At 71.2% G+C, this 20,235-nt stretch carries 12 protein-coding genes and 3 pseudogenes; 7 read left to right on the top strand and 8 right to left on the bottom strand.

The annotated features are described in order from the left end of the window. The first annotated feature begins 34 nt into the window (after positions 1–34). A complete protein-coding gene (locus ABTY98_RS23460) occupies positions 35–280 on the top strand; it encodes a hypothetical protein (protein ID WP_352222895.1) in 246 nt (81 codons plus the stop codon). Between the two features lie 227 nt (positions 281–507). Beyond that, positions 508–1,180 (top strand): annotated as a pseudogene (locus ABTY98_RS23455) (DUF4142 domain-containing protein); the annotation flags it as partial. An 84-nt stretch (positions 1,181–1,264) separates the two neighbouring features. On the opposite strand, the gene ABTY98_RS23450 reads toward ABTY98_RS23455, so the two are convergent. The 3 genes from ABTY98_RS23450 to ABTY98_RS23440 form a co-directional block, all read right to left on the bottom strand. Next, the gene (locus ABTY98_RS23450) at positions 1,265–1,804 is read right to left on the bottom strand and encodes a MarR family winged helix-turn-helix transcriptional regulator (protein WP_352222894.1); all 540 of its coding nucleotides are present in this window, start codon (positions 1,802–1,804) and stop codon (positions 1,265–1,267) included. 34 nt (positions 1,805–1,838) lie between these two features. Continuing rightward, a complete protein-coding gene (locus ABTY98_RS23445) occupies positions 1,839–2,927 on the bottom strand; it encodes a PP2C family protein-serine/threonine phosphatase (protein WP_352222893.1) in 1,089 nt (362 codons plus the stop codon). Between the two features lie 142 nt (positions 2,928–3,069). After that, a complete protein-coding gene (locus ABTY98_RS23440) occupies positions 3,070–3,687 on the bottom strand; it encodes a TerD family protein (protein ID WP_352222938.1) in 618 nt (205 codons plus the stop codon). Between the two features lie 183 nt (positions 3,688–3,870). On the opposite strand from ABTY98_RS23440, the pseudogene ABTY98_RS23435 reads away from it, so the two are divergent. After that, positions 3,871–4,182: pseudogene (locus tag ABTY98_RS23435) on the top strand (CBS domain-containing protein); the annotation flags it as partial. A 292-nt stretch (positions 4,183–4,474) separates the two neighbouring features. Here the strand turns inward: ABTY98_RS23435 and ABTY98_RS23430 are convergent. From ABTY98_RS23430 to ABTY98_RS23420, 3 genes are all read right to left on the bottom strand, one after another. Further along, a complete protein-coding gene (locus ABTY98_RS23430) occupies positions 4,475–9,352 on the bottom strand; it encodes a DNA repair ATPase (RefSeq protein ID WP_352222892.1) in 4,878 nt (1,625 codons plus the stop codon). Between the two features lie 80 nt (positions 9,353–9,432). Beyond that, complete coding sequence (locus ABTY98_RS23425; RefSeq protein WP_352222891.1) at positions 9,433–11,499, bottom strand: flotillin family protein; 2,067 nt, start codon at positions 11,497–11,499, stop codon at positions 9,433–9,435. A gap of 89 nt (positions 11,500–11,588) precedes the next feature. Beyond that, positions 11,589–12,002, bottom strand: a complete 414-nt coding sequence (locus ABTY98_RS23420; protein WP_352222890.1) for a hypothetical protein — start codon at positions 12,000–12,002, stop codon at positions 11,589–11,591. A 257-nt stretch (positions 12,003–12,259) separates the two neighbouring features. Between ABTY98_RS23420 and ABTY98_RS23415 the strand changes: the two genes are divergently transcribed. From ABTY98_RS23415 to ABTY98_RS23400, 4 genes and pseudogenes are all read left to right on the top strand, one after another. Continuing rightward, entirely contained in the window at positions 12,260–13,303 is a 1,044-nt protein-coding gene (locus tag ABTY98_RS23415) for a PucR family transcriptional regulator (RefSeq protein ID WP_502994324.1), read from the top strand. 447 nt (positions 13,304–13,750) lie between these two features. After that, on the top strand, positions 13,751–15,019 hold the full coding sequence (locus ABTY98_RS23410; RefSeq protein WP_352222888.1) for a S53 family peptidase: 1,269 nt from the start codon (positions 13,751–13,753) through the stop codon (positions 15,017–15,019). A 324-nt stretch (positions 15,020–15,343) separates the two neighbouring features. Next, positions 15,344–15,784, top strand: a pseudogene (locus tag ABTY98_RS23405) (restriction endonuclease); the annotation flags it as partial. A gap of 145 nt (positions 15,785–15,929) precedes the next feature. After that, positions 15,930–17,303 carry an MFS transporter gene (locus tag ABTY98_RS23400; RefSeq protein ID WP_352222887.1) on the top strand — a complete coding sequence of 458 codons (1,374 nt, stop codon included), beginning with the start codon at positions 15,930–15,932 and terminating at the stop codon, positions 17,301–17,303. Between the two features lie 27 nt (positions 17,304–17,330). On the opposite strand, the gene ABTY98_RS23395 is transcribed toward ABTY98_RS23400, so the two are convergent. Both ABTY98_RS23395 and ABTY98_RS23390 read right to left on the bottom strand, forming a co-directional pair. Next, positions 17,331–19,322: a helix-turn-helix domain-containing protein gene (locus tag ABTY98_RS23395; protein ID WP_502994323.1), complete on the bottom strand. Its 1,992-nt coding sequence runs from the start codon at positions 19,320–19,322 to the stop codon at positions 17,331–17,333. A 76-nt stretch (positions 19,323–19,398) separates the two neighbouring features. Then, positions 19,399–20,211: a 3-hydroxybutyrate dehydrogenase gene (locus tag ABTY98_RS23390; protein ID WP_352222886.1), complete on the bottom strand. Its 813-nt coding sequence runs from the start codon at positions 20,209–20,211 to the stop codon at positions 19,399–19,401. Between the last annotated feature and the right edge of the window lie 24 nt (positions 20,212–20,235).

Below are 20,235 nucleotides of genomic sequence, written 5' to 3'. Positions count from 1 at the left end.
GGCCCCGAAGGACAGATCGCTCCAGGAGGTGGCCATGCACACCGAGCACGTCCGGCGCGCCTACTCGTTCGTATGCCTCGACTGCGGACACGGCTGGGAAGACACGTACGACATCGACGTGACCGTGGACGACCAGGCACGGATCATCGCCACGTACCACCTCGACGGAAAGGCCGTGCAGTCACCGTTGCAGTCGCCGCGCTGCCCCGCCTGTGAGCGCGGCAAGATCCGCATCATGCGGCCGGGGCGGGTGGCGACGGCGCACCTCCACGAGAGGTGACGACGACCCAGCGACATCGCCGACCGAGGGGAGGCGACCTTCCAATTTGGCATCATGCAACCTTTACCTTGAGTAAAGGTTCTTTTGTGCTTCGGACACGTACCTGCCGACGACGCCCACTCCGTCCCGCAGCAGGAGGCACAGCGCCCATCTCGCGCAACACGTTCGGAACCCTCGCCGTCGGCGGGACGCTCACCGCCACCCTCGCCGCCCTCGCCTACCCGAGCATGCTGGGCATCCAGACCGCCTCCTCGAACGCGTCCCGGCTCATCAACCGGCACCCAGTGGGGACCACTCACCGAGGCCGACCGCAACTTCGTCGTCTTCGTGCGCTCCGCCGGACTCTGGGAGGGCCCCTCGGGGGACCTGGCCATGAAGAAGGGGACGACCGCGGCCGTGCGTGAAGCCGGGCGGCACCTGGTCATCGGGCACGCAGCCCTCGACGCCAGCTGCCGGAAAATCGCCCCCATGCTGAACATCACCATCCCCAACCAGTCCACTCCGCAGCAGCAGGGCTTCCTGGCGACGTTCCAGTCGGACACGGGCAAGCAGTTCGACACCGACTTCGCCAACATCCTGCGCGTCGCCCACGGGTCGATCTTCGACACCATCGCCAAGATCCGTTCCACGACCGAGAACACGCTCGTACGCGCGTTGGCCGACCAGGCCAACGACGTCGTCCTGGACCACATCACCCAGATGGAGAACACCGGACTGGTCAACTTCGACCAGGTCAACTTCCAGGAGACGACCCCGCCGAAGCTCCCCGCCGACCAGGTGACGCCGCCTGTGCCGCAGCCGGGTGCGCCCATGGTCGTACTCACGGTGCCCCCCAGCCTGCGCCCTTCTCCGCTGCCGCTCGGCGGCCTGCCCGTGCCGCAGCCGACGGCAAAGCCCTCGTCCCGATTTCATTGCATTATGCAAAATCCATCGAGCGTGGAAAGGGCCGACCGTAACGTTGGAGACCAGTCGGGCAGCGGGAGGTCAGGCGTCGTGCGCCAGCGCACCGTCCACGATCCAGCCGAGCGGATGCGGCTCGGGATCGTCGACGGCGGGCGCGGCAGGCGGCTCTCCTCCCGCCCTGTTGAAGGCACCCAGGGCCTCGATGAGCGCGAGGCGCTGCGTGGGGCCGAGCCGGGCCACGATCGTCGCGATCTCGGAACGGCGCCGGGCGGTGACGTCCTCGACCGTGCGCCGTCCCTCGTCGGTGAGCTGCAGCAGGGTCTCGCGACGGTTGTCGGGGTTGGTCTGCCGGTCGGCGAGTCCGGCCGCGATGAGCCGGTCGACCATCCGCATCGCCGTCGACGGCGCCACCTGGAGCAGGTCGGCGAGCACCACGAGCTTGGTGGCCCCCCGGGTGGCCAGCACGACCAGCATCCGGAACTGCGGAAGGGTCACCCCTTCCTCGACCTCCGCGAGGGAACGGGCGGACACCGCCACCAGCAGGCGGGAGGCGGTCAGCACCGCCCGGGTCACCGCGTCGACGTCGTCCATGGCCCCCGCGGGGTTCTCACTCTCCGGCATACGTCCTTTCTACCGTGCCGACGCCGGTGCCCTCTCACGCGATGGGAACAGATTTTCCTTCCCCATGACCGTGGTAGCGCAGCAGGAGCATCGCCGCGTCGTCGTGCAGCGGTCCGGCGGCATGCCGTACCAGGTCCTCGCGCACTGCCTCCAGCGCGCGGTCGGCGTCGGGCTCCTTGAGCAGGTGCGCCCGGTCGCCGAGGGGGTAGAAGCAGCCGCTCTCGTCGCGGGTCTCGGTGACGCCGTCGGTGTACAGCAGCAGCTGCTCGCCCGGCGCGAAGTCCACCCGGTAGGGCTTGGGCCCCTCGCCGCCGTGGGCACCGAGCCCCAGCGGAAGGGCGTACGCGAGCGGTTGCGGAAAGTCGGCGGTGCCGTCCCGGCGCACGACCATCGGGGCCGGATGACCGTAGTTGAGAAAGACGACCCCGTGATCCGAACCGATCTCGGCGAGTACGGCGGTCACGAACTTCTCCCCCTCCAACTCCCGGGCCACACTGCGTTCCAGCCGCTCCCCCAGCCCCACCAGGTCGGGCTCGTCGTGGGCCGCCTCCCGGAAGGCGCCGAGCACCACGGCCGCCGTCTCCACCGCGGCCAGCCCCTTGCCCTGCACGTCCCCCACGATCACCCGGATCCCGTGCGGCGAGGCGACCACCTCGTACAGGTCCCCGCCGATCCGCGCCTCCGCGACGGCCGACGTGTACGACACCGCAGCCTGCAGCGGGCCCGCGGTCCGGGGCACCGGCCGCAACAGCACCCGCTGGGCCACCTCCGCGATGGACCGGACACTGGCCAGTTCCGCCTCCCTACGGGAGCGCATCACCGCGGCCGCGACGCCGACGCCGGTGACACCCGCCACCGACACCACCGCCGTGAACCCCCGGCGCTCCTCGAACAGCCCGTCGTACATCCCGAGCCCCACGCACAGGAGCAGAGCCACCACGCCGATCAGCGCCGTACGCCGCCACCCTCCCACCAGCCCGGAGAACGCCGGGCCGAGCGAGACCAGAGGCAGGAATCCCACCCCGGGCCCGGCGGACAGATCCGCCACGGCCACCACGGCCATCGCCGCCACCGGCATCCAGGACAGCACGGCACCCCCGGAAACCGGCGTGCGCTCGGTCATGACGTCCTCCAGCAATACGGCGCTGCCCGCCGGCCGCCCTCACTGTCTCTGCATGCCTTGGACACAGTCACCCTCTCCTCCCCGTCTTTAGGCTATGCAAAAGTTCCCGCTTGAACGGTCGTTCGGCATGCCGTACACGCGTTCAATCCGCGACGACCGCACCGCCCGTGCCGCGGGCCACACCGCCCATCTCCAGGGTGAAGGGCACCGGGTCGCTGTCGGATCCCCGGACCATCTCGTGCATCTCCCACTCGCCCGAGCCGTCTCTGACGAACTCGGCCACGGTCGTGGCGGTGGAGTCGGCGACCTGCGTGAAGTCGTCCGCCAGCAGTTCGGTGTAGCGCTGGACGACCAGCACCCCGGCGTTGGAGATGTCACGGAAGGTCCGGCGTGCGCCGTCCTGGTGGATGACCACCCCCACCACGACCCGCCCGTAGGTGGCCGCGAGGCGGTCCAACTCCAGCACCATCACCTCGACGTAGCCGAAGCCCTGGCCGGTCTGACTGTGCCGGGTCATGTTGATCGTGCCGTCGGGAGACCGGCTGTCGTAGTGGACGATGTACACCGGCCGCCCGTGGGGATCGTCCGCGGAGTAGGTCGCCGCGACGATGTCGAGGTGCCGGGCCGGTTCCCCCAGGGGGCTCGGGTCCCATTTCAACCGCACCTCGACCTTCCCGAGCACCTCGCCGACACTGCTCACCGGATGTCGCCTCCCCTCACCGGACCACTGAGGACCACCCGGCCCCCATCCGTGAAGTATGGCCTGTGACCAGCGAATTGATGCTTCGTTGACGCACTTCTCATCGGACGGTACGGAGAAGTGGGACGTGGATCACCCGTGATGGAGTTCGGGTTGCGTATGTTTCCGCCGATGACCTGGCGCGCCGGGCGGGCTGGGTACGAACCTGGGCGCAGGAACGTTTCTGGAAGACGGGAGCCGGCCGTGCGCGCACGTGATCTGGCGGTGGAGTACCAGTCGGTGAGCGTCGACAGCGACGCTCTGGACGCGGCACGGCTGATGGCCGAGCAGAAGGTGCCGGCGCTGCTCCTGCGGGACGAGCGCGGGGAGCCGAAGGCCATCCTGCCGGCGTCCCAGATAGTCAAGGTGCTGCTCCCGGCGTACGTCGTCGAAGACCCCGCGCTCGCGGCGGTGGTCGACGAGCAGCACGCCGACCGGCTCTGCCAGGCGCTGGCCGGGCACCGCGTGGGCGACTGCCTGTCCGGCTCCGCCGGCGCGCCGCCGATCGCCTCGCCGACCAGGCTTCCCGGCACACCGCTGGAACCCCTACCCGTTCTTGGTGAGTCTTTGACAGAACCCTTACACGCGCCGTCGCGGACGTCTCGTTGCCGGGGCCCGGCAACGAGCGCCACGCACGGGAGTACGTCGTGGCCGCCGAAGACCGGTGGACAGCCACACCTGGTCAATCTTGTTCGCCGGAACTGGTTCCGGCAGGCGCTCGCCATCCACCGCCGGTCCCGACGCACCAGCGCGCCGGTGCAGGCTGCCACGATCAGCACGGCGGCGGCGACGGGGATCAGGAAGGACGTCATGCCCTCTCCTCCCGCTCGGACACGTGCCGAGTGCCGGGGGCGGCGGCCCTGTCGATCGCCGTCTCCACGGCCGCGATCCGGTCCACGAGCAGACCGAGCGCGGAGACCGCGCGGGTGAGCGGGTCACCCTCCGGGCCACCGAGGGTCAGGGTTCGGACGTACGCGGCTTTCAACTCGCCCCAGCGGACCGCCTGTTCGGCCGTCAGCATGCCCCGCAGCTCGGCCAGTTTCAACAGGTTGGCCTCGGTCTCGGTGGTGAGGGTCTGGGCCTCGGCGGTGTAGTGGTCGTCGAGGACGGCGGCGATTTCGGCGTCGTTCATGACCGGCTGGATGCGTTGGACGATCTTGTTCATGTTGCGGTAGGAGCCCTGGAGCCGGAAGGGCGGTTCGATGCGGGTGGCGTCGGACTTGGCGGCCGAGGCGATGTAGGCGGCGTTGACCGTGAGAACCGTCTCGCGGGCGGTCAGCAGATGGCGCAGCACCTCCAGGATGCGTTCCAGTTCGGCAGGCGGGTAGGGATGGACGAGGCGGTCCGCGCGGGCCGTGGGGTCGCCCTCCACGATGCGGACCAGCAGGTCGAGGTCCGCGCGGTCGCGGGCGGCGAGTGGGGCGAGGACCGGGTTGGCGGTCAGGGCGTTCTCCACGAAGCTGAGCGCGAAGGCGTCCTCCTTGCCCGTCAGGACGGCGCCGAGATTCCACACGTCGGCGCGGTTGGCGAGCATGTCGGGGACCTGGAAGCGGCTGCCGGTCTCGGTGTAGGGGTTTCCGGCCATGCAGACGGCGAAGCGTTTGCCCCTGAGGTCATAGGTGCGCGGCCCACCGTCGCGTACGCCCTCGATGCGGCGGGTGGCGTCGCACAGCGGGATGAACCTCTGCAGCAGCTCGGGCGACGTGTGCTGGATATCGTCCAGGTGGAGGAGGGTGTTGTTGCCGGCCTCCAGCGCGAAGTTGATCTTCTCGACCTCCCGGCGGGCGGTGGCGTTCGGGGCTTCGGCCGGGTCCAGCGAGGTGACGGCGTGCCCGAGCGCCGGGCCGCTGACCTTGACCAGGAGCAGGCCGAGGCGGTCGGCGACGTACTCGATGAGGGTCGTCTTGCCGTAGCCGGGCGGGGAGACGAGCAGGAGGAGCCCGCCGGTGTCGGTGCGTTTCGTCTCGCCGGTGGTGCCGAGCTGTTTGGCCAGGCTGTCCCCGATCAACGGCAGGTAGACCTCGTCGATGAGCCGGTTGCGGACGAACGCCGACATCACCCGCGGCCGGTGCTCGGCCAGCCGGATCCGCGCACGCTCGGCGGCCACCAGTGCCGTGCGGTGCCGCTGGTAAGCACGGTGCGCGGGGACCTCGTGGGTGCGGAACCGCCGGGTGCGGGCGAGGAGTTCGTCGATCCGGACCGTGAGCGTACGGCGGCTGATGCGGGGGTGGGTGCCCAGCAGCCCTTCGACGGTCTGCGTCAGCGGTGCGTCGGATTCGTAGCGGGGCAGGTCCGGGCAGAGCTCGGCCGCCACCGCCTCCGCCAGGTCGCCGGGGGTGATGTCCACCCCGGTTGCCGCGGCGTACGACGTCAGCCACGCCTCGACGAGTTGCCGTCGGGCGGCTGACTCACCGAGGGCGGAGAGGCCGTCGTCGTACGCCGAAGTGCCCACCGTGCGGCGGAACTTGTCGAGCAGCGTGCGGGTGCCGGAGCCGATGACGAAGCCGTCCGGGCCGGTGGTGAGTTCCTCGAAAAGGTAGCTGGCGGCGGCGGTCGCGGACGGCCCCCCGATCGCCGACGCCAGTTCCCGCTCCAGGTCGGCGATGGCCGGGACGAGCCCAAAGGTCTCGCGGGCGCGGGCGAGGGAGACGACTCGGCGGGTCCACACCGCGCGCTCGTCGGCAGTGGTGCCGTGTGCCCAGAACTGCTGGGCGGCGGCGCGGGCGGCGGGCTCGTGGCGGAGCGGGCCCGCGCTCTCGTGCAGGCATAGCAGGGCCATGAGGATCAGTACGGCGTCGTGGTCGTGGACGCCTCGCTCGTACCCCTCGTCGTAGGCCGCCTCCGCTGCCTGCCGGACCAGGGCAGGCAGATCGGCCTCCGCGAGCGCCGCCGGGCCGTGTTCGTCCAGCAGCCGGGCCGCCAGGTGCTCGGCGCGGTAGACCTCGGGCGACTCCGAGGGCAGCGGGCGGTCCCAGTAGGGGCGGGTGGCCGCGAAGTCCGGGTCGGTGACCGGCGCGCGGTAGTCGGTGCCCGTGACGGCGAAGGCGAGGCCGTCGCCGTGCGGGACCAGGGTGAGGTCGAGGGGCTGACTGTTGACGGCGAAGCGGTGGCCGCCGAGGCGAAGCGTGCGGCCGTCGTCGCTGTACAGGTCGCCGCGGTCGCGCAGGACGCGCAGGGCCTCCTGACGGGCGGCCTTGAGGCGGCCGTCCAGTTCCTCGGCCCGTACCTGGTCGCCGAGGGCGCGCAGTTCGTCGATGGTGCGGCGGACCTTGGCGGGCAGCGGGTCGGAGGTGAAGTACGTGGGGACGGCGTCCGCGTCGGCGAGGGCGGCAGCACGCCGGGTCACCGTCCCGAGAACGCGGGCGGCGGAGTCGGCGAGGCGTTCGGCGCGGCGGGCGCGGGCGTCGGCGAGGGTCTGCTTTCGGGCGGCGAACGCCTCGTGGACCTCGTCGCGCTTGTCGGCGAGCGCACCGAGGAAGTCGTCGAACTCGGCGAAACGGGACTCCAGGTTCTCGATCTGGACCAGAACCCCGGCCAGTTGCTCGTCACACGTCTCCGGGCTGTCCGCGGCGGCGAGTGCTCCGGTGACGGTCTGCCCGAGCAGGGCGGACTCGGCGGCGAACGCGGCGCGTCCCTCGCGGTCGAGGAGGTCGCGGCGGCGGCCGTCGAGGGTGGCGCGGGCGCGGTTGGCCCCGCCCAGGACTTCGGCGATCCGCTCCAGGACGGCGGTGCGGACCGTGGCGTCGCCGATGTCGAGCCCGGCGACGACCTCGGTCACCGTGTGCAGCCCGTCGGTCAGTTCGTCGAGACGGGCGGAGACGGGCGTGGCCTCGGCGACGGTGGCGATCGACTCGGCCTCGGCGACGAACTGCTCGACGTCGGCCAGGTGTTCGGCGAAGGCCTCCTCGCGGGCGAGGTGGGTGACGGCCCGCTGCCCGAAGGCGGCGAGGTCGGCTTCGGTGGCGGTGGCCAGTTCGTCGATGCGGGCGGTGTCCGCGTACCGCATGTCCTTGAGGGTGAGAAGGTGCCCCTGAGCGTGCCGGAGTTCGGTCAGGCCGGTGACCCACGCGGCGGCGCCCCGCGGAGCCTCGCCGCGCAGGCGTCGTACGACCGCGGCGATCCGCGCGTCGGCCTCGGTGAGCGCGTCGGCGGCCTGCCGGGTGAGGGCCTGGACAGTCTCGAACTCGGTCAGCACCTGTTCGGCGGTGGCCCGCACCTGAGTGAGCGGTTCCCGCAAGTCGCCGAGTTCGGGCTCGCCCAACCAGTGGTGGGTGTCGGCCGCCCGGACGCACGCGGCGGCCAGCGCCTCGTAGACCTCGCCCGTCGGTGTCGACTCGGCGACGGCACGGGTGATGGACAGGCAGTCGGAGATGCCGCGCACCAGGTCGGCGTTGCCGACGCGGGCGAGCGGACCCGTGCCGAGGGGCTGCGCGGCCGCGTGGGTGCCGGAGACGTACGGTGAGTTCCACAGCTGGAGCGGGTGCACCCGCTGCGGTTCGTCGCCGTCCGCGTGCAGGACCGTCAGCGCGCCGTCGTCGAACAGGGTCCAGCCGTGGCAGGACAGCGGGGCGGCGACCTCCTTGCGGATCATGTTGTACGGCAGCAGCAGGCTGCGGCCCGACACGCGCGCGTGGAAGGCGTACAGCACGTCCTCGCCGTTCGGGGAGCGCACCTCACGCTCGAACTCCAGATCCGCGATGTCGAGGTCGTACGTCTTGTGGGTGCCCGTGGCCAGGCAGTAGCCGCCGGGGAAGACGACGCCCTGGTCGTCGGGCAGCCGGCGGCAGGCCCGGCCGATGCCGTCGAGACGGACGACGGTCCTGGTCAGGGTGTTGAACACCAGGTGGCGGTCGGAGTCCTCCTTGTAGGGGCGGATCCGCAGCAGGATCAGCGCGCCCACGCGGGCGTAGGCGATGTCCGCGTCGGCGAGGGACTGCAACGGTTCGTCGACCGCTTCGGAGTGGATGCCCTCGCCCGTCTCGGTGTCGTTCTCGACCTTGACGGTCAGCGTCCCGCCGACCGTCCCGACGAAGACCTCGCCCTCGACCGAGACGTGCGGGTGACGGCCCAGGACGTGGTCCTCGCGGGTCGTCGCGGTCCACTCGACGTCGTGGGAGGGAGGCAGGACGTGGTCGCGGTCGCCGCGTGCGTCCAGGAACGCCGCCCGCCCGTCGTCGGTGAGCGTCCAGCGCAGGACGCGGGTGTCGTCGGCCTTCTCGCCGGTCTGGAAGACGGCGAGCAACTTGCCGTCCGCCCGGTGGAGCCGAAGCAGGCGGGCCTGGCGGTAGTAGCGGTGGAGGTCGGCGATCTCGCGGACGAACGCCGGGTCGTCGAGCAGGCCGGGCACGGTGCCGTCGGGCAGCCGGTTCAGCTCCCGGTCGTAGAGGGCGAAGACGTCGCCGGCCGTACCCCCGGGCCCGGGGTTGTGGCCGAGGAGCAGGGTGTCGCCGACGGCGACGATGTCGCGGGGCACACTGGCGTGCCCGGTGCGCAGCCGCCCGGTGCCGGCCAGTTCGAGCCGCGTCGAACCGAACTCCTCGGTGCGACGGGCGTTCAGGGCCTGCGCGCGGCGGGCGAGTTCGGCGGCCTGCGCGGTGAGACGGCCGCGCAGCACCTCGTAGGTGCCGGCGTCCGGTGTGCCGGTACCCGGAGCCTCGTACGTACCGGTGTCCTGACCGGTGCTCATGAATCCCTCTCAGCAGGTCGAAGGAGATACGTGGTCCGGAGCCGCCGTCCCCTGTGCGGCGGCTCCGGACCACGGGCCGGTCAGTTTCTGGCGCTGCCGTTGAGGACGGCGAGGGAGGTGTCGGCGAGACCCAGCTCGCCCGCCCTGTCCAGCAGTTGCTGAAGCTGCCCGGGGTTCGCGGCGCCCGACGTCATGAGCCTCGTCAGCAGCGCGGACACGGTCAGGTCCCGTATGCCGGCCGTGGAGACGGAGCCGAGGGCACGGCCGAGGTCGTCGGGGAAGCTCGCGGTGCCGTCCAGCCAGGGCCCCGCGAGCGCCTGGGCGGTGGCGGAGTTCTGAACGAAACCGTCGACGCTCTTGCCGAACGAGATCGCGGAGACGAGCCGGTCGAAGAAGACGGACTCCCCGCCGACGATGTCGATGTCGGCGTTCTCCAGCCCGGTGGCGAGCACGGTGGCCTGCGCCTCGGCGATCTGCCGCTGCGCGTCCAGCCCGGCGAGCCGGATGTCCTTCTCCGCCGCCAGGCGCAGCCGGTACTCCTCATGGCCGCGGGAGGCGTCGTCCAGGGCGGCCATCGCCGCGGCCTTCTCGGTGAGGCCGGCGGCTTCCGCCTTGAGCTTCTCGCCGATGCCCTCGGCCTCGGCGAGCACCTTCGCGCGGGTGCCTTCCGCCTCCGCGAGCGCCTTCGCGCGGGTGCCCTCCGCGTCGGCCCGCAGCCGTGCCTCGGACGCGGCGGCCTCCGCCCGCCCGGCCTTCTCGACGACCTCGGCCTCCTTGTCACGGACCTGGACGGCGGCCAGCCCCTCGGCGGCGGACTCGGCCCGGACGCCCTCGGCGAGGCGCAGCTTGGCCTGGGCGTCCAGGTCTGCGGTCTTCAACCGGGCCTCGGCGAGGGTGAGTTCCTGCGCGGCGCGGTGCACGGCGGCCTGTTCGGCGGCCTCGGCGGCCTTGATGTCCTTGACCAGCTTCTCCTGAGCCTCGGCCTCGGCGGCGATGACGACCGTCTGCCGCCCCCGCTCGGCCTCCTCCACGGCCCGCAGCTTCTTGATGGCCTCCTCCTGCTCGGCGACCGTGCGGTCCACGGCCACCCGCTCCCGGACGACCTCGGCGATCTCCCGCTTCTCCGCCTCGACCTCCTTGTCGGCGGCGATCCGGGTCAGCTGGGTCTCCCGCTCCCGGGCGATGACCTCAAGGAGGCGGTCCTTCTCGATGCGCTCGTTCTCGACGGCGATGACCCGCTCACGGTTCTTCGCGGCGACGGCGACCTCGCGGGCCTGGTTCTCGCGCTGGATGCCGAGCAGTTCCTCGGTCTTCAGGAAGGCCCCCTGCGACCGCAGCCGCTCCTCCTCCGCCACCCGGGCCGTCTCGGCCTCCTCACGGGCCCGTACGGTCTCGATCTCGCGCCGCTGCTTGATCTCGGCGTCCGTCTGCCGGCGCTCCAGCTCCAGGATGGCCTCGCGGGCGTCGACGTTCTGCCGGGTGATCTCCTTCTCCTCGGTGCGCTGGGCCTCGTTGGTGCGTACGTGCTCGACGGCCGTCAGCTCGGTGATCTTCCGGATGCCCTGGGCGTCGAGGACGTTGGCCGGGTCCAGCTGGGACAGCGGCGTCTGCTCCAGGTAGTCGATCGCCGCGTCCTCCAGGTGGTAGCCGTTGAGGTCGATACCGATCAACTCGATGATCTTGTAACGGAGTTCCTCGCGCTTGGTGTACAGGTCCGTGAAGTCCAGCTGCTTGCCGACGGTCTTCAGCGCCTCGGAGAACTTCGCGTGGAACAGCTCCTGGAGCGTCCTCTGGTCGCTGGCCCGCGCGGTGCCGACGGCCTGGGCGACCTTGACGACGTCCTGGGCGGTCTTGTTGACCTTCACGAAGAACGAGATCCGGATGTCCGCGCGGATGTTGTCCCGGCAGATCAGCCCGTCCCGGCCGGCCCGGGTGATCTCGATGGCCTTCACCGAGATGTCCATCACCTCGGCCTTGTGCAGCACCGGCAGCACTATCTGCCCGGTGAAGGTCACGTCGACCCTGCGCAGCTTGGAGACGATCAGCGCCTTGCCCTGCTCCACCTTGCGGAACAGCAGGGAGACGACGGCGACGGCGAGCAGGCAGACGGCGATGAGCACGCCGATGCCCACGGTCATGGGAGTCATGGCATACGTCCTTGGGGCGTAAGGGAGTTCGAGGTTCTCGGGCGCGAGGGAGACGCCGGGGAGGAAGGAGGTCCCGGTGCGCGCGTGGCTTAGGCGGCGTGGTCCCGCGGCCGGTGCACGGCCGCCGCGGATTCGTCCGGTTCGTCTGGGAAGAGCCGGTGCGACGGCCGCACGAGCAGCCGGGCGGCAGCCCAGGCGAGGAGCAGCGCTCCCGCGGGGGCGACCAGGCGCATCGGCCCGGCGACGGGGCCCGGGGGCCCGATCGCGGTGAGCAGCACCACGGCCGAGACACCGACGGTCCAGGCGAGCACCGTCAGCAGCGAAAAGGCGACCGCCACGGGCACCCCGACCATGCGCCACGCCAGCGGATCCACGTTCGCGTCGCAGCTCCCGGCATCGGTCGGACGCGCCGGCGCCAGGAGCCGGAGGCAGGCCACCGCCGCCAGGGTCGTGGTCAGGACGATGGCGGGCAGGCCAGCGTCGGCCACCAGAAATATCCGCATGCTCCCTGCCCCCCGCTAGGCCCGCGCCGCTCGTGTCCATGGGGGCGCGGATCAACTCCGGTTTCCGGTGCGGGCACCTGCCGGTGTCCGGCACCGGAACCATCCGCCGTGCTCCCCGCGAGCCATGCTCCACGATCGGGGCCGACCCGCGCATTGCCGGTTCCCGGCAGTGTTCACTAAGGTCTGCGTGCCGGTGACCGCTAAGAAACCGTCAGCGGCACGTCAGGATTCCGGGGGACGACGTGACGGACAGCCAGATGCCTGAGCAGTACCTCGACGGCTACGACCACATATTGGCGGAGGTCTCGGCCACCGGCCGGCGCCTGACCCGTGACGAGATCGCCTCCCGCCGCGCCCTGGGAGAACAGGCCGCCGAGGCCGGCCACGGACTGCGCGCCCTGGTCAGCGCGCACCTCACGGCCGCCCGCACGGCCTGGCCCGCCGCGACCGGCTCCGCCGACGAGGCGCTCGCCGCCGTCCAGCAGGTCGTCGACGCCTTCGCGGAGGGCTTCGAGCGCGCCCAGCTGCTCGCCGTACGACAGGAGGAGGCGGCCCGCCGGGAGTTCATCGACGACCTCCTCTACGGGCGCAGCAACCTGGGCCGCCTCTCCGAACGCGCCGAACGCTTCGGCCTGCGCCTGTCCCACGCCCACGCGGTCGCCGTCGCGCAGGGCGCCACCGCATACGGGGAGGGCGACCCGGTGCCGAGACAGGTGGAACAGGCCGTCATCGGGCGGTTCGGGGACCGCAGCGTCCTGCTCACCACCAAGGACGGCCGACTGCTGTGTATCGCACCCGGCCATCAGGCCGACGTGCTCACCCACTTCGCCAGGCAGGCACACGCCGCCACCGAAGGCGGCCGGGTCGCCATCGGCCGCCCCCAGCCCGGCCCCGGAGGCGTCGTCCAGTCCTACGAGGAGGCACTCAACGCGCTCGAACTGGCCGAGCGACTCGACCTCGACGACCCTGTCCTGCGCGCCGCCGACCTGCTGGTCTACCCGGTCCTCACCCGCGACCGGCAGGCCATGGCCGACCTCGTCCAGGACACCCTGGGCCCTCTCACCACGGCCCGTGGCGGGGCCGAGCCCCTCATCGACACCCTCACCGCCTACTTCGACTCCGGCTGCGTGGCCACCGAGGCCGCCCGCCGCCAGTCCCTGAGCGTCCGCGCCCTGACGTACCGCCTGGAACGCATCCACAAACTCACCGGCGCCAACCCCGCCGACCCGACCCACCGCTACATGCTCCAGACCGCGGTCATCGGGGCACGACTGCTGGACTGGCCCACCACGGCTCTGTGACACCCTGTGCGCCGGATGAGCGCGGGCCGGAGCCCTCAGCGCGCGGCCGGCCCGTCGCCCTCGCCCAGGTTCTCGGCGAGTTGGAGCGAACGCCTGGCTCCGGACAACAGCAGCACCGCCGTAACCAATCCCACGGGTGGCGCAGAAGCTTTCGTGGCCCGTAGTGAGTACTGGCGCGGACACGTCAGCGTCAATGACGGTTCACTCGCTTACCGCAGCAGCCTCACAAGATCTGCATTGGCATGATCTTGACCAGTGCGAGAGGGGGCAGCATGGTGAATCCAATCGGCCGCAACTGACCTGACATTCCGTCTGTCATCGCTGATTTTTGGTCATGTGGCCCTTCCGAACCGGCTCAAACCGCACGGAGGCTTGATGCAAGGCAGCGAGATACCCTCCGGATCCCCGGTGATCCACCACCATCAACTGAGACGCCGGGCGCGGAGGATGGCAGCTGCCCTCACCGCGATGTGCACACTGGTCGTCACTGCCCTCACCATCGGCCTGGCCACCGGTGTCCAGGCCGCCGCTCTCTCGTCCACTCCGCGCGCGTCCGCTTCCGCGGGTACGACGGACTTCGGCTGCTTCCGTCCCTTGCAACCGGGACAGGCCCACTGTTTCGGCGTCATGAAGGCCCACCGCACCACCTCGGGCCGCATGTCACCGTTCACCACCGGATCCCCGACCACGATGGGGTACGTACCGTCTGATCTGCGTTCCGCCTACAAGCTGGGCGGTACCTCGGGATCCGGTCGAACGGTGGCCATCGTCGACGCCATGGACGATCCGAACGCCGAGTCCGATCTGGCCGCTTACCGCAGCGCCTACGGTCTGCCGTCGTGCACCACAGCCAACGGCTGCTTCCGCAAGGTGAACCAGAGTGGCCATGCATCGCCACTGCCCTCCGGTGACTACGGATGGGCCGAGGAGACCAGCCTCGACCTCGACATGGTTTCGGCGACATGCCCTGGCTGCCACATCGTCCTGGTCGAGGCAGACTCGGCGAACGTCTCGGATCTCATGACGGCCGAGGACACCGCCGCCACCACATCGGGCGTCGTCTCCGTCTCCAACAGCTGGGGTGGGTCCGAGGACAACACCGTCACCTCCGTCGACTCGCACTTCAACCATCCCGGCGTCGCGATCGCAGCGAGCTCGGGTGACTCCGGTTACGGCGTCTCCTGGCCGGCCTCCTCTCCGTACGTCACCGCCGTGGGCGGCACCTCGCTGAGCAGGGCGTCCAACTCCCGCGGCTGGACCGAGACGGCGTGGAGCGGTGCGGGCTCGGGCTGCTCGGCGTATGAGGCCAAGCCGTCCTGGCAGCACGACTCCGGATGCGCCAAGCGCGCCGTCGCCGATGTGGCCGCGGTCGCCGACCCCAACACCGGGGTGGCGGTCCACGACACGTACAACAGCTGCGGCGGCGGATTGTTGTGCGACACCGAGCTTCAACTCGGTCTCGCACAGGGTGCCGACGGATGGGTCGAAGTCGGCGGCACCAGCGTCTCGTCGCCGATCATCGCGAGCGTCTACGCACTGGCCGGAAACACCTCTCAGGTCGTCAACGGCTCGTATCCGTACAACCACACATCGGCGCTCAACGACGTCACTTCGGACAGCAACGGCTCCTGCGGCGGCAATTACCTGTGCACCGCGGGTCCGGGATACGACGGGCCGACCGGCCTCGGCACACCCAACGGCACCGGCGCCTTTTGACGGCGGCTCTATCTGACCGGCAAGGGCTGGGCTCGCGTCGCACTACTGCGGCACGAGCCCAACGCTTGCCTCATCTCAGCCCCAGTCGGCCGCAGACCGCACGCTCCATGCCGTGACTGGCCAGGCGGATACGGAACCTGCTCAGGACACCAGCGCCGAAGCGGGTGTCCGTCGGCTCCGCCGACGGACCGCTGTCGAGCCGTTCACCGCACCGAGCGGCAACGGCGCACACTGAGCCACAGCTCGAGGTGATCGCGATGGACGCGAGGATGTGGGTCTCCATGGCAAACCTCTCAGCAGGACGCCTGGAACACCCACCGCCGGTTCGAACGACTGGTCTCCGACCTGGCAGCCCGCGACGGACTTGACGTCGAACGACGGCACGGCGGACCTCACGACGGGGGCGCCGACGTCATCGCCACGACGCCCGCCGGCGACAGGTTGGTCTTCCAGTGCAAGCACACCACCAAGGCGAAGCCCGTGGGAGTGCCGACCATCCGCGAGCTGAACGGCACCGCTGGCCCTGTCCACAACGCTGACATCGCGATCGTGATCACCAATGGCACCTTCACCAAGGCCGCCGAAGAGTTCGCGCGTCAGCAGGACATCATCCTGCTCAGCTGGTGGGTGCCGTGCGCTGGGCCACCTGGGGCGAATCCCCTGTTCGACATCCTCGAACTCCACGGGGGTCAGCACCGCACCGTCAACTCACCCCGAACCAGGCGTCCCGGACGGCACTCGTTTCAACCACCTTCGAGCCTCTGAACCGCCCTTCCATGAGTCGGCATGGTGGCCACACGCATAGCCAACCCGCGAACTATGTTGCCCCACCACATGTGCCCCTGACCTGCATCTTCCTACGGTGTGCCGACACGTACCCGTCCCCACCGCACACGAGGAAGTGGCGCACATGGCACCCGAAGCAACAACCGCTCCCCCACCCCCCGCCAGCCTCCCCCGTATCGTCGCCGCCAGCCTCATCGGGACCACCATCGAGTGGTACGACTTCTTCCTGTACGGCTCCGCGGCCGCCCTCGTCTTCAACAAGCTGTTCTTCCCCGGCTCCGACCCGCTCGTCGGCACCCTGCTGTCGTTCCTGACCTACGCCGTCGGGTTCGCCGCCCGGCCGCTGGGGGCGCTGGTGTTCGGGCATTACGGGGACCGGCTGGGGCGCAAGCGGCTGCTCGTGCTGAGTCTGCTGCTGATGGGCGGGGCGACCTTCGCCATCGGGCTGCTGCCGACCCATGCGACGGTCGGCAGTGCGGCGCCTGTTCTGCTGACGCTCCTGCGGCTCGTCCAGGGGTTCGCGCTCGGCGGTGAGTGGGGCGGCGCCGTCCTGCTGGTGTCCGAACACGGGGACGCGCGCAGGCGCGGGTTCTGGGCGTCGTGGCCGCAGACCGGGGCGCCGGCCGGTCAGTTGCTCGCGACCGGTGTGCTGTCGCTGCTCACCGCCGTGCTCTCGGACGGCGCCTTCGCGAGCTGGGGCTGGCGGATCCCGTTCCTGCTGTCCGGTGTCCTGGTCGTCGTCGGTCTGTGGGTCCGCCTCTCCGTCGACGAGTCACCCGTGTTCCGGGAGGCGTTGGCGCGGGCCGAGGCGCGGGGCGGGGACGGGGCGGCCGAACCGCCCCCACTCGTCTCCGTGTTGCGGCACCACTGGCGCGATGTGCTCGTGGCGATGGGCGCGCGTATGGCGGAGAACATCAGCTACTACGTCATCACCGCCTTCATCCTGGTCTACGCCACCGCCTCCGCCGGTGTCTCCAAGCAGACGGCCCTGAACGCCGTACTCATCGGCTCCGCCGTGCACTTCGCCGTGATCCCGGCGTGGGGCGCACTGTCCGACCGGGTCGGGCGGCGGCCCGTGTATCTGCTGGGTGCGGCCGGGATCGGGTTGTGGATGTTCCCGTTCTTCTCCCTGGTCGACACCGGGCGGTTCGGGTGCCTGGTGCTTGCGGTGACCGTCGGTCTCGTCCTGCACGGCGCCATGTACGCGCCCCAGGCCGCCTTCTTCTCCGAGATGTTCGCGACCCGGATGCGCTACTCCGGTGCCTCCGTCGGCGCCCAGTTCGCCTCCGTCGCCGCCGGGGCACCGGCCCCGCTGATCGCCACCGCGCTCCTGTCCGACTACGGCAGCTCGACCCCGATCGCCCTGTACGTCATCGCGGCCTCCCTGCTCACTCTGCTCGCGGTGGCCGTGGCGAAGGAGACCCGGCAGCGGGACCTGGCCGACGACGACGCCGGCACCGTAACGGCGAGCAGCAAGGCCGACGCGCACACCGCGTAAGCATGCGCCGCAGGTCCCCCCGGGGGATCAGCGGCGCTCCGGTGGCGCCCCCAACCGGTGCAGACGCAGCGCCAGTTGGACCTCCAGAACCCGCGCGGGGCTCTGCCAGTCGTCACCGAGGAGGCGGGCGACGCGCTCCAGTCGCTGGGCGACCGTGTTGACGTGGACGTGGAGCTCGTCCTTCGTGTGGGCCGGGCTCATCCCGCAGGCGAAGTACGCGTCGAGGGTGCGCAGCAGTTCTGTACCGCGCCGTGCGTCGTACGCGACGACCGGGCCGATGGTGCGTTCCACGAATCCGGCGACGTCCCGTTCCCCGGCGAGGAGCAGGCCGAGGAAGCCGAAGTCCTCGGCGGCGGCCCCGTCCCCGCCCCGGCCCAGGAGGTTGAGCGTGTCCAGACAGCGGCGGCCCTCGGCATAGCCGGCGGCCACGGCGTCGGGACGGGCGGCGAGGTCGGCGACGGGCGCGGATGCACCGACGGTCACCGGCTGGTGGACGGCGGTGCCGAGGTGGCGGGCGGTGCGGCGGGCCACGCCGGCGGCGGTGTCACCGGGGCCGAGGGGCAGCAGCAGGACGATGCCGCCGTCGCGGGCCGCGGCCAGGCCGTGCCGGGTGGTGGCGAGGTGGGAGGCGGCCGACCAGAGCCGGCGGCGGGCGGCCGCCTCGTCCTCGGCGTCGGCCGCCGGGCCGTCCAGCCGGGCGGCGAGCACGACGTGGGTGGCGTCGAGGTCGGCGCCCAACCGGGCGGTGCGGTCACGCAGTTGGCGCGGGTCGCGGTCGCGTGCGTGGAGGAGGTCGTCCAGCAGCTCGCCGCGCACGCGCTGTTCGGCCTCGGCTGCGGAGCGGCGGGCCAGCAGGAGCAGCGAGGTGACCATGGCGGCGCGTTCCAGGGTGCGCTGGTCGACGGGGTCAAGGCGGGGGTGGCCGCGCAGCACCAGCGCGCCGAGCAGTTCGCCGCCGGCGGCGACCGCAGCGATCCAGTCCTCGCCGTGCCGGACCGCGTGACCTTCCGTGCGCGAGGTCGCCAGCGAGCGCGTGCCGGCGGTGTCGGTGTCGGTGAACTCGACCGTGCCGCCGAGGACTTGGGAGACGGCGGCGGCCACGTCATGGACTCCGCCGCCGCGCAGCACGAGTTCGGCGAGCCGGTCGTGGACGTCCGAGGCGCGTTCGATGACCGCGCTGCGGTCCTTGATGATCTCGTTGGCACGCTCCAGGCCGGCCATGGCCGAACGGGTCTCCGTGAGCAGGTTCGCCCCGTCGATGGCGGCCGCGGCCAGCGCGGCGAAGGAGCCGAGCAGCGCGATCTGCTCCCGTTCGAAGACGCGCGCCCGCCGGTCCGCCGCGAACAGCACACCGATGACGTGCGGCCCCAGCATCAGAGGCACCCCGAGGATGGCGACCAGGCCCTCGTCGCGCACCCCGGCGTCGATGGTGAGGGTGTGCTGGAAGCGGTCGTCCTTGAAGTAGTCCTCGGTGACGTACGGCCGCGCGGTCTGTGCGACGAGCCCGCCGAGTCCCTCCCCCATGCCGAGCCGCAGCTGCTGGAAGCGGGCCGCGACGGATCCCTCGGTGACCCTCATGTAGGTGTCGCCGCGCGCCGGGTCGTTGAGGCTCAGGTAGGCGACGTCCGTGCCGAGCAGAGAGCGGGCGCGCTGGACGATCGCCTGGAGCACGGCGTCCACGTCCCGCAGCCCCGCCAGGTCGTGCGCGGTCTCGAACAGCGCGGACAGCTCCGCCTCGCGCCGCCGTCTGCCCTCCAGCTCGGTGCGGACCCGCAGCGCGAGGAGTCTGGCCCGCTCCAGCTCGGCGATCCGCTCGGCCGGCCGGCCTTCGGCACGGGCGACCAGCAGCGGCTGCTCGTACGCCTCCGCCGAGGCGCCCCTGGCCAGCAGTTCGAGGTACGCCGACTCGGCGCCGGAGGGCACCTCGGCGCCCCCGGGCATCTCGGCACCCTCGGCGAGAGCGCCGACCGCTTCTGCCGGGGCCGGCCACCTGGCGGACTGCGCGTGATTGCGGGACATGGTCACAGGATTCCGCATCGCCGCTCCGGCCCGTCGGGCCTGTGGAAAACTCGTGGACCGGCGGCTGCCCGGGCCTTCAGTGGGCCGTCCAGCCGCCGTCGAGCACCAGCGAGGTGCCCGTGACGAACGAGGCGTGAGGACCGCACAGATAGGCCACGGCCTCGGCGACCTCGTCCGGTTCGAGGAGCCGTTTCACGGCGGTGTCCGTCAGGAGCACCTCGGACAGCACCCGTTCGTCGGGGATGCCGTGGGCCCGGGCCTGGTCGGCGAGCTGCTTCTCCACCAGTGGGGTGCGCACATAGCCGGGGTTCACACAATTGGAGGTCACGCCATGGGGTGCGCCCTCCAAGGCGGCCGTCTTGGACAGCCCCTCCAGACCGTGTTTGGCGGCCACATAGGCGGACTTGAAGGCGGAGGCGCGCAACCCATGGACGGAGGACACATTCACGATCCGCCCCCAGCCCTGCCCGTACATGTGCGGCAGGGCACCCCGGATGAGCCGGAACGGGGCCTCCAGCATCACCGTCAGCACGGTGTGGAAGACGTCCGGGGGGAACTCCTCAATGGGGCGCACCAGTTGGATGCCCGCGTTGTTGACGAGGACATCGGTGCCGGCGGCGGCGCGTTCGGCCGCGTCCAGGTCGGTGAGGTCGAGGACGTACGGCTCGACGGGACCGCCCGCCGGGCCCGCGACCCGCTGGGCCGCCTCGGTCAGTTCGGCCAGCCCCGCCGCGTCCCGGTCCACGGCTCTCACCGCGGCTCCGGCGGCCGCGAGGCGCAGCGCGCAGGCGCGGCCGATGCCGCTGGCGGCACCGGTGACAAGGGCGGTGCGGCCGCGCAGGTCGAGCGCGGGAGGGCGGGGGTCGGGAAGGGCACTGGGCGAGCTCATGATCCGACCCTAGGCGGCCCTCCC

The sequence above is a fragment of the Streptomyces sp. NPDC096040 genome (assembly GCF_040303265.1).
Classification (GTDB): Bacteria; Actinomycetota; Actinomycetes; order Streptomycetales; family Streptomycetaceae; genus Streptomyces.
Note: the sequence above shows the minus strand (reverse complement) of the source record. Positions and strands in the feature narration are given on the sequence as shown.

Bases quoted from the DNA above. Each gene is read 5' to 3' on its own strand.
- ABTY98_RS23460 (WP_352222895.1), top strand. From the start codon at position 35: ATGCACACCGAGCACGTCCGGCGCGCCTACTCGTTCGTATGCCTCGAC.
- ABTY98_RS23450 (WP_352222894.1), bottom strand. From the start codon at position 1,804: ATGCCGGAGAGTGAGAACCCCGCGGGGGCCATGGACGACGTCGACGCG.
- ABTY98_RS23445 (WP_352222893.1), bottom strand. From the start codon at position 2,927: ATGACCGAGCGCACGCCGGTTTCCGGGGGTGCCGTGCTGTCCTGGATG.
- ABTY98_RS23430 (WP_352222892.1), bottom strand. From the start codon at position 9,352: ATGAGCACCGGTCAGGACACCGGTACGTACGAGGCTCCGGGTACCGGC.
- ABTY98_RS23425 (WP_352222891.1), bottom strand. From the start codon at position 11,499: ATGACTCCCATGACCGTGGGCATCGGCGTGCTCATCGCCGTCTGCCTG.
- ABTY98_RS23420 (WP_352222890.1), bottom strand. From the start codon at position 12,002: ATGCGGATATTTCTGGTGGCCGACGCTGGCCTGCCCGCCATCGTCCTG.
- ABTY98_RS23415 (WP_502994324.1), top strand. From the start codon at position 12,260: ATGCCTGAGCAGTACCTCGACGGCTACGACCACATATTGGCGGAGGTC.
- ABTY98_RS23410 (WP_352222888.1), top strand. From the start codon at position 13,751: ATGGCAGCTGCCCTCACCGCGATGTGCACACTGGTCGTCACTGCCCTC.
- ABTY98_RS23400 (WP_352222887.1), top strand. From the start codon at position 15,930: ATGGCACCCGAAGCAACAACCGCTCCCCCACCCCCCGCCAGCCTCCCC.
- ABTY98_RS23395 (WP_502994323.1), bottom strand. From the start codon at position 19,322: ATGTCCCGCAATCACGCGCAGTCCGCCAGGTGGCCGGCCCCGGCAGAA.
- ABTY98_RS23390 (WP_352222886.1), bottom strand. From the start codon at position 20,211: ATGAGCTCGCCCAGTGCCCTTCCCGACCCCCGCCCTCCCGCGCTCGAC.